Here is a 15,535-nt window from a genome sequence, read left to right as displayed (position 1 = left end):
CGTGTGTCAGTTGTTTTGGATGACGATCTTGGGGAATTTGCCGGAGAAGTCCTGAGCTTTCTCGCCCACCTTCACCGCTACTTTGCGGGCGATGGCCTTGTACAGTTCCGCCACTTTGCCGTCCGGATCGGCCGCCACCGTGGGGGTGCCGCCGTCCGCCGCCAGGCGGATGCCCATGTCCAGCGGCAAGGAGCCCAGCACGTCCACGCCGAAGTCCGCCGCCATCCGCGCCGCGCCGCCTTCGCCGAAGATGTGTTCGGCGTGACCGCAGTTGGAGCAGACGTGGATGGCCATGTTCTCCACCATGCCCAGGATGGGAATGCCCACTTTCTGGAACATGGTGACGCCCTTGCGCGCGTCCAGCAGCGCGATGTCCTGCGGGGTGGTGACGATGACGGCGCCGGTGACAGGCACTTTTTGCGACAGCGTCAGCTGGATGTCGCCGGTGCCCGGCGGCATGTCGATGACCAGATAGTCCAGATTGTCCCAGCGGGTGTCGTTGAGCAACTGTTGCAGTGCCTGGCTGACCATGGGGCCGCGCCAGACCATGGCCTGATCCGCGTCCACCAAGTAGCCGATGGACATGGTTTGCACGCCATGGTTTTCCAGCGGCTTCAGGCTCTTGCCGTCCGGGGTTTCCGGACGCTGGCCCTGCAAGCCCATCATCAGCGGCTGGGACGGGCCGTAGATGTCGGCGTCCAGGATGCCGACGCGCGCGCCTTCCGCGGACAGCGCCAGCGCCAGGTTGGCCGCGGTGGTGGATTTGCCCACGCCGCCCTTGCCGGAGGCGACGGCGATCACGTTCTTGACGCCGGAGAGCAGCGGCACGCCGCGCTGGGCGGAGTGGCTGGTGATCTGGCTGCCCACGCGCACGCTTAGTTTGCGTTGCTCGGCCAGCGGCGCCAGCGCGGCTTCAAAGCGCTGGCGCACGGATTCGTGCTGGCTGTTGGCCGGGTAGGCCAGCACCACGTCCAGCGACAGCTCGGCGTCGCTGATCTTGATGTTTTTCACCGCCTTGGCGGCGACGAAGGGTTTGCCGGTATTGTCGTCGATCAGGCTGGACACGGCTTCCAGCACTTGAGCATCGCTGAGTGACATGCTGTTTTCGGTTCCCGGTGAGGACTGGAAAAGGCGGGTGAGCTTGGAAAGCATGGGGAGGACATCCGTTGAATCTGTGGCTGTCCGGCAGTGTACCCCAACTTGCCCGCGCTGGCATCGGCGCGGGCAAGTTGGGCTTGCTGCCAGCCTGGTTTATTTGACCACGTTGCCGGCGACGTTGAGCACGTCCCAGGTGCGGGCGAACGGCGGCGCGTAGCAGAAGTCCATCATGCCCAGTTCGCGCGCGCTGACGCCTTTGGCGATGGCTACGGCCAGCGCGTCCAGCCGGTGCACCACATCGCCGTTGTGGCCTATCATCTGCGCGCCCAGCAGCCGCTGGCTGCCGGTTTCATAGCAGAGTTTGACGTGGACTTCCGCCTGGCTGGGCACGTAGTTGGTGTGGTTTTTGTCTTTGACCAGCACGCTCTTGCAATCGAAGCCGGCCGCGCGCGCTTGCGCGTCGGACAGGCCGGTGCGCGCGGCGTCCAGCGACAGCACCCGCACCGCGGCGGAGCCCAGGGTGCCGGGATAGGCCTGGTGGCCGCCGGCCAGGTTCTCGCCCACCAGGCGGCCCAGCTTGTTGGCCCCGGTGGCCAGCGCCACGTAGACCGGTTGGCCGGTCAACTGATGCGGAGCGGCCGCGCAGTCTCCGGCGGAGTAGATGTCCGGCAGGCTGGTTTCGCCGTAGGCGTTGACCACGATGGCGCCGTTGCCCAGTCGCGTGAGGCCGGCGTCGGCGGCGAAGGCGGTATTGGGGCGGATGCCTATGCTCAGCACCACCAGATCGGCCGGGTATTCGCCCCGTTCGGTGACCACGCTTTGCACCGCGCCGTCGCCGCTCAGCGCGGTGACGGCCTCGGACAGGTGCAGCGCCACGCCGTGTTCGCGCAATTCCTGCTCCATCAGGCTGGTGATTTCGGCGTCGAAGGCGTCCGGCATTACCCGCTCGGCCAGTTGGATCAGCCGCACTCGCTTGCCCAGGCGAACCATGGCTTCTGCCAGCTCCAGGCCGATGAAGCCGGCGCCGATGATGACAACCTCGCGCACCTCGTCGCGGGCCGCGGCGGCGCGCAGCGCCAGGCCGTCCTCCATTACCCGCAGCGTGTGTACGCCGTGCAAGTCCAGGCCCGGCAGCGGCGGCCGGATCTCGCTGGCGCCGGTGGCGATCATCAGTTTGTCGTAAGCGACGTCGAAGGCTTCTCCGTCCGCCAGCCTGCGCACGCGCACCCGCTTGGCGGCGGGGTCTATGCTCAGCGCCTGGTGGCCGGTGTGCACGCGGATATTGCGCTTGGCGAAGTCTTCCACGCTGAATTCGGCCATATAGCCGGGATCGTCGAACTCGCCGCCGACGAAATAGGGGAGGCCGCAAGCGCCGAAAGAGATGATGTCGGACATCTCGTAGACGTCGATTTCAGCTTGCGGCGCGCTGCGGCGCGCCTTGGCCGCCGCGCTCATGCCGGCGGCTTCGCCGCCGATGATGACGATTTTCATATAGTGTTTCCGTACGGGTTTTGCAGCGCCGCACTGTATCGTTTCGCCGTGCGGCGGCCTCTGTCCGCGCTCTCAGGCGGCCTGTGGGGTTTTCTTGCCCGCTTTAATGGTAAAACCGCCGTGGATGCTTAGTTTACAGGCTGTAAATCGGCATTCCCAGGCGGTTTTCAAGGCTGCTTCGCGCGCAGAGCGTTAAGCCATCTCTTCGTCCAAATTGATTTCGCGATCGCTATTGAACACCTGCATATCGATCTGGCCCAGCAAGCGGCTGGTTACCGTGCCGGCGGTGATGGAGCCGCTGACGTTGAGCGCGGTGCGGCCCATGTCGATCAACGGCTCGATCGAGATCAGCAGGCCGGCCAGCGCTACCGGGAAGTCCAGCGCGGACAGTACGATCAGGGCGGCGAAGGTGGCGCCGCCGCCAACGCCCGCCACGCCGAAGGAACTGATGGTGATGATGGCGATCAGCGGCACGATGAAGTGTAGGTCCATCGGATTGACGCCCACGGTGGGGGCGATCATCACCGCCAGCATGGCCGGGTAGATGCCGGCGCAGCCGTTCTGGCCGATAGTGGCGCCAAAGGAGGCCGCGAAGTTGGCGATGCCGTCCGGAATGCCCAACAGCTTGTTCTGCGTGGCCACGTTCATTGGAATAGAACCGGCGCTGGTGCGCGAGGTGAAGGCGAAGGTCAGCACCGGAATCACCTTTTTAGTCCAGCGCAGCGGGTTGACGCCGGCCAGGCCCACCAGAAGCAGATGCACGGCAAACATCAGCAGCATCGCGCCGTAAGAGGCCAGCACGAAATTGATCAGGTTGACGATGTCGGTCCAGCTGGAGCCGGACACCACCTTGGTCATCAACGCGAACACGCCATAGGGCGTCAAGCGCAGCACCAGGGTCACCATGCGCATCACGATGGCCTGGGCCACGGCGATGAAGTGGCTGAAGCTGGCGAACAGCTCGGGCTTTTTGCGGGCGATGCCGGTGGCGGATAGGCCGATCAGCACGGAGAAGATCACCACTGCGATGGTGGAGGTCTTGCGCGCGCCGGTCATGTCCAGGAAGGGGTTGGCCGGCAGGAAGTCCAGCACCAGCTTGCTGAAGGACAGGTCTTCGACCGTACTCAGGTTCTTCACCAGCGATTCGCCGCGCGCCACTTCGGCGGCGCCAGCGGTCAGGCCCTCGGCGCTGAGGCCGAACAGATTGGCCATCAGAATGCCGGCGCCGGCGGCGAGCATCGTGGTGAACAAGAGCACGCCCAGGGTGGCGGCGCTGATTTTGCCCAGAGACGAGCCGCCTTCCAGCTTGAGCAGCGCGGCGATGATGGACACCATGATCAGCGGGATCACGATCATCTGCAGCAGCTTCACATAGCCGGAGCCGATGATTTCACATAGTTCCAGGCAGGCGGCTAGCGCCGGCGAGCCGGGTTGGGCGAGCCATTGCAGAGCGGCGCCGAAGGCGACGCCCAGCGCCAGGCCGGTGAAGACCCGTTTGGTGAAAGAAACGTGGGTGCGTTGCTGCTGCCACAGCAGCGCCAGCAAGGCCAGCGTGACGGCTAGCGTGGCGATGACGGTCAAGGTCATGGGAAACCCCTTAATCTATTGGTTTTGTCGTCAGGTTTCACTGGCCGCCCGGGCCGGTTGGGTGTAGGAGGTTTGGGGTGGGGCGGCGAGCTGGGCTCAGGGTAGCGACGGCAGGGCGCCGGTTTGTTGAGCGAGGTCAGACGAGCGTGGAATCCTGATAAAAAGCTTCATCCAGGCCGGGCGATGCGCGAGTGAACACGCGCGGCCAAGCCGGTAGATACGGTGATAAAGGTAGTATTTTACCGAGGTTCCATTCTTTTTACTTATATTAATAAGTATAAGCTTATTGATTGTTTTTCTATCAGCCGCGCGGCGATCTTGGGTCGGGGCGATAAAGCGGAGGGCCGCAATGGCGCGGCGTGTTGCCCCTCTTGCTTGGGTAAGATTGATTGTCTTGACCGCAAATAGCTGTTTTTATTGTGTTTGTGGCAAAAATTGCTTTGCGCGGAGGGAGTTCTGCAGGTACAATTGCGCCCTTTTTTCGCTTTATTGGCCCTTGTCCGTCCGGCCGCATGGGCAAGCGCGCCGCCGCTTGCCGGTCTCAGAAAGGCTGCACCTCCGTAATGTCCGCTCTACACGCAAAGCTTAGCCGTTCCAATCTATTGTTCCCGCTGGCTCTGGTTCTGTTCGAATTCGCCGTCTACATCTGCAACGACATGGTGCAGCCGGCGATGTTGGCCGTGACCCGGGAATTCCTGGTCGATGCCTCTTGGGTGCCGGCGTCGATGACTGCCTTTTTGCTGGGCGGCGCGCTGCTGTCCTGGCTGACCGGCCCCTTGTCCGATCGCATCGGCCGCCGGCCGGTGCTGCTGTTCGGCGTCGCCTACTTCACCGTGACCTGCCTGGCCACCTATCTGGTCAGTTCCATCGAAGCCTTCATCGCGCTGCGCCTGCTGCAGGGCATCGGTCTGTGCTTCATTAACGCCGTCGGCTACGCCGCGGTGCAGGAAGCCTTTGAAGAAAAGGCCGCGGTCAAGGTCACCGCGCTGATGGCCAATGTGGCGCTGATCGCTCCCTTGGCCGGCCCGCTGGCCGGCGCCGCCTTGATGGAGCTGGCGCCGTGGCGCACCAGCTTCCTGCTGATTGCCGCGCTGTCTTTCCTGGCCTTGTTGGGCCTGCTGTGGAAAATGCCGGAAACCACCCAGCCCAGCCATGAAAAGCTGCCGCTGGCGCAGATGGGGCGGGATTACCTGAAAGTATTCAGCAACGGCCGTTTCGTATTGTCCGCGCTGTGCATTCCCTTACTGGCGCTGCCGCTGATGGGCTGGATTGCCATGTCGCCGGTGCTGTTGATCCATGATCTGCACATGAGCGCGCTGGAATACGGCCTGATGCAGTTGCCGGTGTTCGGCGGCCTGATCGCCGGCAATCTGGCGCTGGTGCTGGTGGCCGGCCGCTGGCCGCTGGGCCGTTCCGCGTTGATCGGCATGTGGCCCATTGTGATCGGCCTCAGCCTGATGCTGTCCGGCGTGCTCTGGTCCGCGCACCCGCAGTACTTCATGGTGGCGGGCATGATGTTGATGGCCTTCGGCGAAGGCTTGGCCTTTGGCGTGCTGTATCGTTTCGCCTTGATGTCTTGCGACGCCGCCGGCAAGGGCACGGTGTCCGCCAGCATGAGCATGCTGTCCATGGCCGGCTACGCGTTGGGCGTGGAGCTATTCCGCCTCGCTTATCAGCAGGCGGGCATGTTGGGCTTCGCCTGCCTGTCGCTGGCCTTCTCGCTGGCCTATGTGCGGGTGGCGCGCAGTACTGTGCGCTGGGCGATGCTGGAGCGAGCGCAGCAAGCCGAAGCCAAACAGCCGGAACTGGCCAGCCAGGTTTCTTGAGCCGGCGTCTGATTCCGCAAACTAAAGCCCGGCCCGCATGCGCGGCCGGGCTTTGTTTTATCAGCGGCAGCATCCCGGATATCCATCGTGACCGCCGGGGGCGACTGCCTCTATAATCGATCGTTTGAGATCGCACCTTTGGAACAATCCTAATGACCAAACGCAAGATTCTGGTGACCAGCGCATTGCCTTACGCCAACGCGGGGCTGCATCTGGGTCACATGCTGGAACAGATTCAGACCGACATCTGGGTGCGCTTCCAGAAGATGCGCGGCCACGAATGCTATTACGTCTGCGCCGACGATACCCACGGCGCGCCCATCATGCTGGCCGCGGAAAAGCAGGGCATTACCCCTGAGCAGCTGGTGGACAGCGTGCGCGAACTGCACCTGGCGGATTCCCAGGGCTTCCTGATCGGCCACGACAACTACTACAGCACCAACAGCCCGGAAAACAAGGCGCTGGCGGAGCAGGTTTATCTGGCTTTGAAGGCCGACGACAAAATTGCCTGCCGCACCATCGAACAACTGTTCGATCCGGAAAAGCAAATGTTCCTGCCGGACCGCTTCGTCAAGGGCGAATGCCCTAAGTGCAGCGCCAAGGATCAGTACGGCGACAACTGTGAAGTCTGTGGCGCCACCTACAACCCCACCGAGCTGAAGAACCCGTATTCGGCCGTGTCCGGCGCCAAGCCGGTGCTGAAAACTTCCGAGCACTACTTCTTCCGCCTGGGCGAATGCGCCGACTTCCTCAAGCAGTGGACCGGCGGCGGCAGCGTGCGCGCAGACGGCGCGACTCAGCCGCATCTGCAGCCGGAGTCGTTGAACAAGATGAACGAGTGGATTTCCGGCGGCTTGCAGGACTGGGACATCAGCCGCGACGCGCCGTATTTCGGCTTCGAAATCCCCGGCGCGCCGGGTAAGTACTTCTATGTATGGCTGGACGCGCCTATCGGTTACATGGCCAGCTTCAAGAACCTGTGCGATCGCAGCGGCCTGAACTTCGACGAATGGTTCGGCAAGGATAGCCGGACCGAGATGTACCATTTCATCGGTAAGGACATCCTGTACTTCCACGCCTTGTTCTGGCCTGCGATGCTGAACTACTCCGGCCTGCGCGCGCCCACCGGCGTGTTCGCCCACGGCTTCCTGACCGTGGATGGGCAGAAGATGTCCAAGTCTCGCGGCACCTTCATCCAGGCCAAGAGCTACCTGGATTGTGGTCTGAACCCGGAGTGGATGCGCTATTACATCGCCGCCAAGCTCAATGGCCGCATCGAAGACATCGACCTCAACCTGAACGACTTCGTCGCGCGGGTGAATTCCGATCTGGTGGGCAAGTTCGTCAACATCGCCAGCCGCTCCGCCGGCTTCATCGCCAAACGCTTTGACGGCATGCTGGCCAGCCAGGTTAGCGACGGCGATATCCTCGCCAAGCTGCAGGCCGCCGCCGACGAACTGGCAGCCGCCTTCGAAGCGCGCGAATACGCCAAGGCGCTGCGCGACGTGATGGCGCTGGCCGACGTGGTCAACGCCTACGTGGACGCCAACAAGCCGTGGGAACTGGCTAAGCAGGAAGGGCAGGACGCGCGCTTGCAGGAAGTCTGCACCGTGTTGATCAACGCCTTCCGTCTGCTCACCATTTACCTGAAGCCGGTGCTGCCCAAGCTGGCCGAAGGCGTGGAAGCCTTCCTCGACGTGGCGCCGCTTGCCTGGAGCGACGCCGCAAACCTGCTGCTGGGCAAGAAGATCAATGCCTACCAGCACCTGATGCAGCGCATAGACCCTGCACTGATCGACAAACTGATAGAAGCGAACAAACAGAATATGCAAGCTACCGCAGACGCCCCGGCCGCCGCTCAATACGAGCCGCTGGCCGAAACCATCAAGATCGACGACTTCGCCAAGCTGGATCTGCGCATCGGCAAGGTGCTGAAATGCAACTTCGTCGAAGGCTCGGACAAACTGCTGCAGTTCACCGTGGATCTGGGCTTCGAGAAGCGCAATATCTTCTCCGGCATCCGCAAGGCTTATCAGGAGCCTGAGAAACTGGTGGGCCGCAATGTGGTGGTGGTGGCCAACTTGGCTGAACGCAAGATGCGCTTCGGTGTATCGCAAGGCATGATCGTCTGCGCTTCCGGCCAGGACGATAGCGAAGGCCTGTTCCTGCTGGACGCCGATCAAGGCGCCAAACCGGGCATGCGCATCGGCTAAGCCGGTAGTTCCTAATCCTGACTGTTCTTTTTGCTAGTTGGGTCCCGCGGCCCCTGCTGTCATATTGGCATGCAGGGGCCGCGTCATTTCGCGGCCCTGAAATCTTCACCAGGCTGTCATCTGAGGCTGTTACATTCACTGTAAGCCAAATGCGAAACATTCTCGTCCGGCTGGCGGAACTTTTGAAAATATGGTATGTCTCTAGATGAAATGAATTTTGAACAACCCAAAAAAAAGAAAAAGGAATGAACCATCATGAAAATTTCTCAACTGAAACCCGGCTACAAAATCCTTGAGCACAAGGACAGCGGCTCTACCATGCATTACGAAGTGGTCAGCATTCGACAGGTTGGCAAGATGTTTGAAGTGACTTTCAAGTCCGCCTTGGGCTTGGCCAGCGCCTTGTATCCCGCCAATGCCTTCATTCAGGCGGCCGCCTGATGCCACTCCCCTGCGTTTGTCCATTCCATTGCGCAGATTACAGATGAAGCCCCGCGAAACGCGGGGCTTTGTTTTTGGCCGGTCGGTTTCTTCCCGTGTGAAAAACTCAAGCCAGGCAGTTGACGTTTCGATGCAAATTGTTCATGCTTTTTGCATTTGATGGCGGAGGTTCCGTGCCGCAACGTGCAAAACTGATATTGGAAATCATTGTTAATTTCCTACTGCCCTGGTTGTGTTACCGCTATGGCGAGCCACGCTGGGGCGAGGCCGGCGCTCTAATGTTCTCCGCCTTGCCGCCGGTATTGTGGAGCGTGGTCGAACTGCTGCGCTTCCGGCGAGTGGACGCCTTGAGCCTGTTGGTGTTGCTGGGGATAGGCCTGTCCTTGCTGGCCATGCTGCTGGGCGGCGACGCGCGGCTGCTGTTGCTACGCGAGTCCTTGATCACCGGCTTGATAGGCTGCGGTTTCTTGTTGTCTTTGGCGCTGCGTCGGCCGCTGGTGTTTTATCTGGCGCGTGCGACCTTGGCGCGAGAGTCCGAGCAGGGACGGGAGCGATTTGAGCAGCTGTGGCGCTTTGACGGTTTTAGACGCGCTATTCAGCGGATGACCCTGTGGTGGGGTTTGGGCCTGAGCCTGGAGGCCGGCGGGCGCGCTTATCTGGCCTGGACCTGGCCGGTAGAGCGTTTTCTGCTGGTTGCGCCGTTCATCAGCTATGGCGTGATGGGCGGGTTGTGTCTGATGACCTTGCTGTATCGTCGGCGGATGCGGCGCGAAGCCGCCATGGCGATGGCTGCGTCCTGACGTGTTGGGTAGGGAGAATAAAAAAAGGGCCGCATAAGCGGCCCTGAAGTTCCGTGATGAACACTTAGGAGGAAAGACACGGCTGCTTGGTTTGCGGCTTCGCTGGCAGTCGAAACCGCAGCGGCAATGTCTTCCAAAATGCACAAAGATCGCGCCCGCATCGGCAGTGCCTGTTGGCAGACAGGCGGCTGACTTCTCGGGCCGCAATCGCTCGGGGAGAACGACTGCGCTGACCTTGAGTTCACTTTAGACGGTCTTTGTTGATCAGGTGTGTGGCAGCAAAGATCAACTGTTAACAAGTATGAATCATCTGGGGGCGAACTTTCTGCGCGTCTGTAATCTTTTTGTCAAAAGGCTTGACCAAGGAAACGTGGCGGGGTATAGTTCACTCCTCTGCACGAAACACAGCAGACAGATCAGACGCGGGGTGGAGCAGTCTGGTAGCTCGTCGGGCTCATAACCCGAAGGTCGTAGGTTCAAATCCTGCCCCCGCAACCAGTTAAAAAAGCCTGAAGCTAAAACAGCTTCGGGCTTTTTTGCTTTTTCATTCTCGCCCGGGAGGGCCGGAGTTGGCTGCGCGCCAGGCTTTTAGTTGAGAGAAGAGCTGCTTTATAGTGGTTTTATCTATTTGCATTCGGGAGCCCAGGCATGCGCATTGCCGTATTTGACGCTAAGAATTACGACCGCCACGCGCTGGAGGCCGCCAATCAAAATCACCGCCATCAACTGCATTTTTTCGAGCCGCGTTTGAACCAGGACACCGTGGGGCTGGTTCAGGGGGTGGATGCGGTGTGTCCTTTCGTCAACGACAGGCTGGACGCTGCGGTGGTGGCGAAGCTGGCGGCGGCGGGTGTGAAGCTGGTGACTTTGCGCTGCGCCGGCTACAACGGCGTGGATCTGGCGGCTTGCCGCCAGCAAGGCATCGCGGTGACCCGGGTGCCGGCCTATTCGCCGCACGCGGTGGCCGAGCACGCCTTCGCTTTATTGCTGGCGGTGGTGCGTCGCATTCACAAGTCCTATACCCGGGTGCGGGAGATGGATTTTTCGCTGGATGGGTTGGTGGGTTTCGATCTTCACGGCAAGACCATGGGCGTCTTTGGCGCTGGCCGAATCGGTCAGGCCACGATGTCCATCGCCCGCGGCTTTGGCATGCGGGTGCTGGCCTATGATCTGTATCCCAATGCCGAACTGGCGGCCAGTCTGGGTTGCGAGTTCGTATCTTTGGAGGAAATCTGGCGGCAGGCGGATGTGATCAGCCTGCATTTGCCGTTGACGGCGGAAAGCCGGCACTTGATCAATCGCGAGACGCTGGGACGGATGAAGCCGGGCGCGGTGTTGATCAATACCAGTCGCGGCGGCCTGGTCGACACCGCCGCCTTGCTGGAGGCGCTGAAGGCCGGGCGCTTGTCCGGCGTGGGCCTGGATGTGTACGAGATGGAAGAAGGCGTGTTTTTCGAGAACCTGTCGGAAAGCGGACTGCAGGACGATCAACTGGCGCGTTTGCTGACTTTCCCCAATGTGCTGGTAACTTCCCACCAGGGCTTTCTGACGCGGGAGGCGCTGATGAATATCGCCGACACCACCTTAGGCAACGCCGGCGCTTTCGAGCGGGGAGAGGCGCTGGTTAACGCCATCTCCGTTTAGTCAGGGAAGATCTCGGCGGAATACCCAGGTGAGTTCGCTGGAGGCCGTCGCATCGAAGGCGTAACCGGCGCTGTCAAAGTGCTTGAGTTGTTCCGGCTGGCTGACCTGATGCAGCGCGGCCCAGCGCACCATCATGCCGCGCGCGCGCTTGGCGTAGAAGCTGATGATTTTGTACTGGCCGTTCTTGCGGTCCTGGAACACCGGGGTGATCAGGCTGCCGTTGAGCTTGGCCGGCTTCACCGCCTTGAAGTATTCCTCCGAGGCCAGATTCACCAACACCGGGTCTTTTCTTTGCTCCAGCACCGCGTTCAAGGCGTGGGTGACGGTGTCGCCCCAGAACTCGTACAGGTTTTTGCCGCGCGGGTTGCTCAGGCGGGTGCCCATCTCCAGCCGGTAGGGCTGCATCAGGTCCAGCGGCCGCAGCGCGCCGTAGAGCCCGGACAGAATGCGCAAATGGTTTTGCAGATAGCTCATCTGGCTTGGCTCCAGGTTGGCGGCGTTCAGGCCTTCGTAGACGTCGCCCTTGAACGCCAGCACGGCTTGTTTGGCGTTGGCCGGGCTGAACGGCGCTTGCCAGTCGTGGTAGCGGCCCACGTTCAATTGCGCCAGCGCATCGCTGATGCTCATCAGCTTGCCGATTTCCAGCGGGCTCTTGGCGCGCAGCTCCTCGATCAGCTCGGCGCTGTGGTGCAGGAAGTCTGGCTGGGTGTATTGATCGGTGGCGGCGGGGGTGTCGAAGTCCAGCGTTTTGGCTGGTGAGATGACCATCAGCATGAGACGAATCCTTATTGAGCAACCGCCATTGTACTGGACTGCGCCGGGCTTGGCCCGCCGTCGTGACCGGCGGCGCGCTTGGCTCTAAAATGCAGGCCAGGATTTGAATCTATGATGGTCAGGCAAGGAGAAGACATGCGGGTATTGGTGCAGCGGGTGAGGCAGGCGTCGGTGACGGTGGAGGGGCGCGTGACCGGCGAGATCGGTTCAGGACTGCTGCTGCTGGTGGGCATAGAAGAAGAGGACGGGGCGGAGGATATTACCTGGCTGACGCGCAAGCTCAGCCAACTGCGGATTTTCAACGACGAGGCCGGGGTGATGAACCGCTCGGTACTGGATTGCGGCGGCGAGGTATTGGCGGTCAGCCAGTTCACCTTGTTTGCCAGCACCAAGAAGGGGAACCGGCCATCGTATTCGCGCGCGGCGCGGCCGGAGCGGTCTAGGCCCTTGTTTGATCAGTTTGTCGCCGCGATGGCAGAGACTCTGGGCAAGCCGGTGCCCACAGGCGTATTTGGCGCGGACATGCAGGTGGCGTTGGTCAATGATGGTCCGGTGACGATCTGGCTGGACAGCAAGACGATGGAGTGAGAGATGGAAGGCAGCCGCTGGCGGTCATGGCGCATTCTGTTGACGCCGTATTATCTGAACCTGTATGCCCGGCAGGCACATGTGCTGCGAGTGGCCGCGGCGTTTCTGGTTGGGCTCGGCTTGAACCTGTTGTTCGAGATACCCCACGGCAGCTGGATGCTGGTGACCATCCTGATCGTGCTGGGCAGCGTGCCGCATTGGGGCGGGGTGAGGCGCAAGGCTTTGCAGCGCATGGGCGGTTCTTTGCTGGGCGCGGCGGCGGGCCTGGTGGCGATGGCTCTGTACCGCCACTCTCCACTGTCTTGCTATGCGTGGATGACGGCGCTGGTCATGCTCAGCGCCTGGTTCGCGCTGGGCAAGGGCGAGTATTTGGCGCTGCTGGTGGGGCTGACCATGGTGATTGTCGCCGGTTTAGGCAACGAGCCAGTGGAGGCCGCGCTGTGGCGCAGCTTCAATGTGCTGGCCGGCTCTGTGCTGGGCTTGGTGGCCGCTGGGCTGTTTCCATTGCGGGCGATAGACAGCTGGCGTTTCTTGCTGGCGGACAATTTGCGCGAAGCGGCCACCCTGTACAGCAAAATCGCACGGCGGCGCGAGGTGGACGCCGGGCTAGCGCTGGAGCGTTTTAATAGCCGTTTGATCCGCATGCGCGCGCTGGTCGCGGCGGCGGTGCAGGAGTCCGGCCTGTCCGGCGGCCGTTTTGACGCCATCCAGCGGCGGCAACGCGCCCTGTGCAGCCTGCTGGACCGGATGAGCGAGGTCGCCCAGGATACGCCGGCCTTGACCGACGGCGCGGAGTCGCGCCGCGCCATTGTTCGCACGCTGATGCGCGCTGCTCACGGGATGCGTTTCAGCCAGCCGGGAATGCTGGCGGAGACGCTGGAGGAGGCCGTGAGTCCGCTGGCGCTGGACAAGCCTTCGTATTGCCATTGGCTGACCGCGGAGTTCAATCTGGTCGCCGAGCATTTGCGCGAAGACTTGGCGCTGCTGCTGCCCAGCTTGATGCAGGTGCCGCCGCCCAGTCGCGGGGTGCTGCTGATGGTATGGCGCTGGCTGAGCAGCGCCAGTCAAGGACGCGACCGATAGCGGCGGACATGATAAAAGCCAGGGTTTCCCTGGCTTTTATCATGTGTCCACGCGCTTATAAGCCCTGAATGCGCACTTTCTGACCTGGTTGCAGCCGGGTCAACTGGCGGGAATCGTTCCAGCGCTGGATATCGTTGTGGTTGACGCCAAAGCGGCGGGCGATGCTGAACAGGGTGTCGCCGCGCTGCACCACGTATTCGGCCGGCACGCTGCCAGTGGCGCGCTGGTTGATCTGCAGGCTGCTGACTTTGAGCAAGGCGTCTTGCTGCGCCTGGCTGGCTCGGTTGTCCGCCAGCAGCGTTACGCTCTTGTCCATGGTCTTGTTGACGTTCAACACCTGGCCCACCAGAACGGTGTTGGAGTCCAGCTGGTTGGCCGCTTTCAAATCGTCCAGGCCGAGGTTGAAGCGACGGGCGATGCTGTACAGGGTGTCGCCTGCGGCCACGGTGTAATTGCCGTCGGCGTCCGCCACGGCAGCAGCCGTTGCCGGGGGCGCCGTCGCTACGAGGACGGCTTTTGCCTGCGTCGGCGTCGTTTCCGGCGCGGCGGCCAGGGCGGGAGTGGGCTGGGCGCTCGCTTGCGGCGCCTGGGCCTGCGCAACCGGTGTGCTTGGCTGGACGGCTTGGGCCGAGGCGACCATCACCGCCGGCGCCGCGCGCGGCGGCGTTTCCGCCTGCGCCAACAGGGTGGCGCTGTCGCCGCTTTCCGGCAAGGCGGTATCGGTGGCGTCCAGCGGACGGATGTCGCGCTGATCCTTGCTCATCGCCACCAGCACCGGTTGACCGGCCTTGAGCGAGGTGCTGCTCAGATTGTTCGCGCTCATCAACTGGCCGGCGCTCATGCCGTGCTCGCTGGCGATCAGGCTGACGTTGGCGTCCGCGGGCGGAGTGTAGACTTCCCAGGTGAGCAGTGGCTTGTCCCACTTGGCCAGGTTGGCCTGGAACTTGTCGGCCTTGGCAGCCGGGATCAGCATCTGACGGCCGTTTTTGTGCGCGTATACCGGCAGGTTGAAGGCTGGATTCAGTTCTTTGAATTCGCTGATGGACATGCCGGCCAGCTTGGCGGCGATGTCGATGTTCATGTGCTTGCCGGTGGAAACCGCAACGAAGTAAGGCTTGTTGGGGAATTTGTCCAGGCGCACGCCGAACTTGGCCGGATCGTTGAGGATGTTGCGCACCGCCAGCAACTTGGGCGCGTAGTTGCGCGTTTCGTTGGGCATGCGGATATTTTCGTAAGTCACTTCCTGGCCGCTGGCCTGCAGCCGGGCGATGGCGCGGGAGACGTTGCCCTCGCCCCAGTTGTAGGCGGCCAGCGCGATGTTCCAGTCGCCGAACTGTCCATACAGGTTTTCCAGATAGTCCAGCGCTGCGCGGGTGGCTTCCATCACGTCGCGGCGGCCGTCGTACCACCAAGTCTGTTCCAGTCCGTAGTGGCGACCGGTGGCCGGCATGAACTGCCACAGGCCGGAGGCGCCGACATGGGATTTCGCGGTGGGAACGAAGGCGCTTTCCACCAGCGGCAACAGCGCCAGCTCGGTGGGCATGCCGCGGCGCTCCACTTCGTTCATGATGTGAAACAGATATTTTCTACTGCGGTCCAGCGTGCGGCGGAAGTATTCCGGCTTGCTGGCATAAAAGCGTTCCTGGCGGCGCACGATCTCCGCGTTCACTTCCGGCAGCTGGAAGCCTTCGCGCGCGCGTTCCCAAACGTTGTCGCCGTTGCGAAGCAGGCTGGAGTTCAGCAGCATCATGTCCAGGCCGGCGGCCAGGCCCTCGTCCACGCCGACGGATTGGCGAAACGCCCCATCCGCGTGCGCGGCGGAGGCAAATAAAAAAACAAATGACAGCGAAAGTGCCAACGGGGTGAAGCGATTCATTTGGCGGGCCCGGAATTCTGATTTCGGCTGATGCTAAACAGCCAACATAGGGGTGTCAACCAAAAAACCAAATAACTTCATGTGCTTTGCTGACATATAGGCCATACAGACTGC

General features: G+C 61.8%; 12 protein-coding genes and 1 tRNA gene. 8 read left to right on the top strand and 5 right to left on the bottom strand.

Features of this window, described 5'->3' with window-relative positions; all coding sequences use genetic code 11:
- Positions 1-6 precede the first annotated feature (6 nt).
- The 3 genes from apbC to MOV80_RS11875 all read right to left on the bottom strand — a co-directional run bounded on the left by apbC (position 7) and on the right by MOV80_RS11875 (position 4,176).
- Entirely contained in the window at positions 7-1,098 is a 1,092-nt protein-coding gene (gene apbC, locus MOV80_RS11885) for an iron-sulfur cluster carrier protein ApbC (protein WP_043590891.1), read from the bottom strand.
- A 153-nt stretch (positions 1,099-1,251) separates the two neighbouring features.
- Positions 1,252-2,589, bottom strand: a complete 1,338-nt coding sequence (locus MOV80_RS11880; RefSeq protein ID WP_118268255.1) for a CoA-disulfide reductase — start codon at positions 2,587-2,589, stop codon at positions 1,252-1,254.
- A gap of 192 nt (positions 2,590-2,781) precedes the next feature.
- Positions 2,782-4,176 (bottom strand): L-cystine transporter, encoded by a 1,395-nt coding sequence (locus tag MOV80_RS11875; protein ID WP_107731671.1) that lies wholly within the window; start codon positions 4,174-4,176, stop codon positions 2,782-2,784.
- A gap of 563 nt (positions 4,177-4,739) precedes the next feature.
- On the opposite strand from MOV80_RS11875, the gene MOV80_RS11870 reads away from it, so the two are divergent.
- From MOV80_RS11870 to MOV80_RS11845, 6 genes are all read left to right on the top strand, one after another.
- Positions 4,740-6,002 (top strand): MFS transporter, encoded by a 1,263-nt coding sequence (locus tag MOV80_RS11870; protein ID WP_081575836.1) that lies wholly within the window; start codon positions 4,740-4,742, stop codon positions 6,000-6,002.
- Between the two features lie 152 nt (positions 6,003-6,154).
- A complete protein-coding gene (metG, locus tag MOV80_RS11865; protein ID WP_043590898.1) occupies positions 6,155-8,215 on the top strand; it encodes a methionine--tRNA ligase in 2,061 nt (686 codons plus the stop codon).
- Positions 8,216-8,470: 255 nt separating this feature from the next.
- Positions 8,471-8,656, top strand: a complete 186-nt coding sequence (locus MOV80_RS11860; protein WP_019103612.1) for a hypothetical protein — start codon at positions 8,471-8,473, stop codon at positions 8,654-8,656.
- 173 nt (positions 8,657-8,829) lie between these two features.
- Complete coding sequence (locus MOV80_RS11855) at positions 8,830-9,456, top strand: VC0807 family protein (RefSeq protein ID WP_043591039.1); 627 nt, start codon at positions 8,830-8,832, stop codon at positions 9,454-9,456.
- A 421-nt stretch (positions 9,457-9,877) separates the two neighbouring features.
- Positions 9,878-9,954, top strand: a tRNA-Met gene (locus tag MOV80_RS11850).
- Positions 9,955-10,104: 150 nt separating this feature from the next.
- Entirely contained in the window at positions 10,105-11,100 is a 996-nt protein-coding gene (locus tag MOV80_RS11845) for a 2-hydroxyacid dehydrogenase (RefSeq protein WP_019103610.1), read from the top strand.
- Here MOV80_RS11845 and yaaA read toward each other — a convergent pair whose 3' ends face one another.
- Positions 11,101-11,874, bottom strand: a complete 774-nt coding sequence (gene yaaA, locus MOV80_RS11840; protein WP_043590899.1) for a peroxide stress protein YaaA — start codon at positions 11,872-11,874, stop codon at positions 11,101-11,103.
- Between the two features lie 135 nt (positions 11,875-12,009).
- Between yaaA and dtd the strand changes: the two genes are divergently transcribed.
- Positions 12,010-12,462 carry a D-aminoacyl-tRNA deacylase gene (gene dtd, locus MOV80_RS11835; RefSeq protein WP_019103608.1) on the top strand — a complete coding sequence of 151 codons (453 nt, stop codon included), beginning with the start codon at positions 12,010-12,012 and terminating at the stop codon, positions 12,460-12,462.
- Between the two features lie 3 nt (positions 12,463-12,465).
- Complete coding sequence (locus MOV80_RS11830) at positions 12,466-13,545, top strand: FUSC family protein (protein ID WP_019103607.1); 1,080 nt, start codon at positions 12,466-12,468, stop codon at positions 13,543-13,545.
- A 55-nt stretch (positions 13,546-13,600) separates the two neighbouring features.
- Here the strand turns inward: MOV80_RS11830 and MOV80_RS11825 are convergent, their stop codons facing one another.
- Positions 13,601-15,421, bottom strand: a complete 1,821-nt coding sequence (locus MOV80_RS11825; protein WP_107731673.1) for a LysM peptidoglycan-binding domain-containing protein — start codon at positions 15,419-15,421, stop codon at positions 13,601-13,603.
- Positions 15,422-15,535 lie beyond the last annotated feature (114 nt).

It is taken from the genome of Chromobacterium sp. IRSSSOUMB001 (assembly GCF_023507765.1).
In the GTDB taxonomy this organism is placed as follows: domain Bacteria; phylum Pseudomonadota; class Gammaproteobacteria; order Burkholderiales; family Chromobacteriaceae; genus Chromobacterium; species Chromobacterium haemolyticum.
Note: the sequence above shows the minus strand (reverse complement) of the source record. Positions and strands in the feature narration are given on the sequence as shown.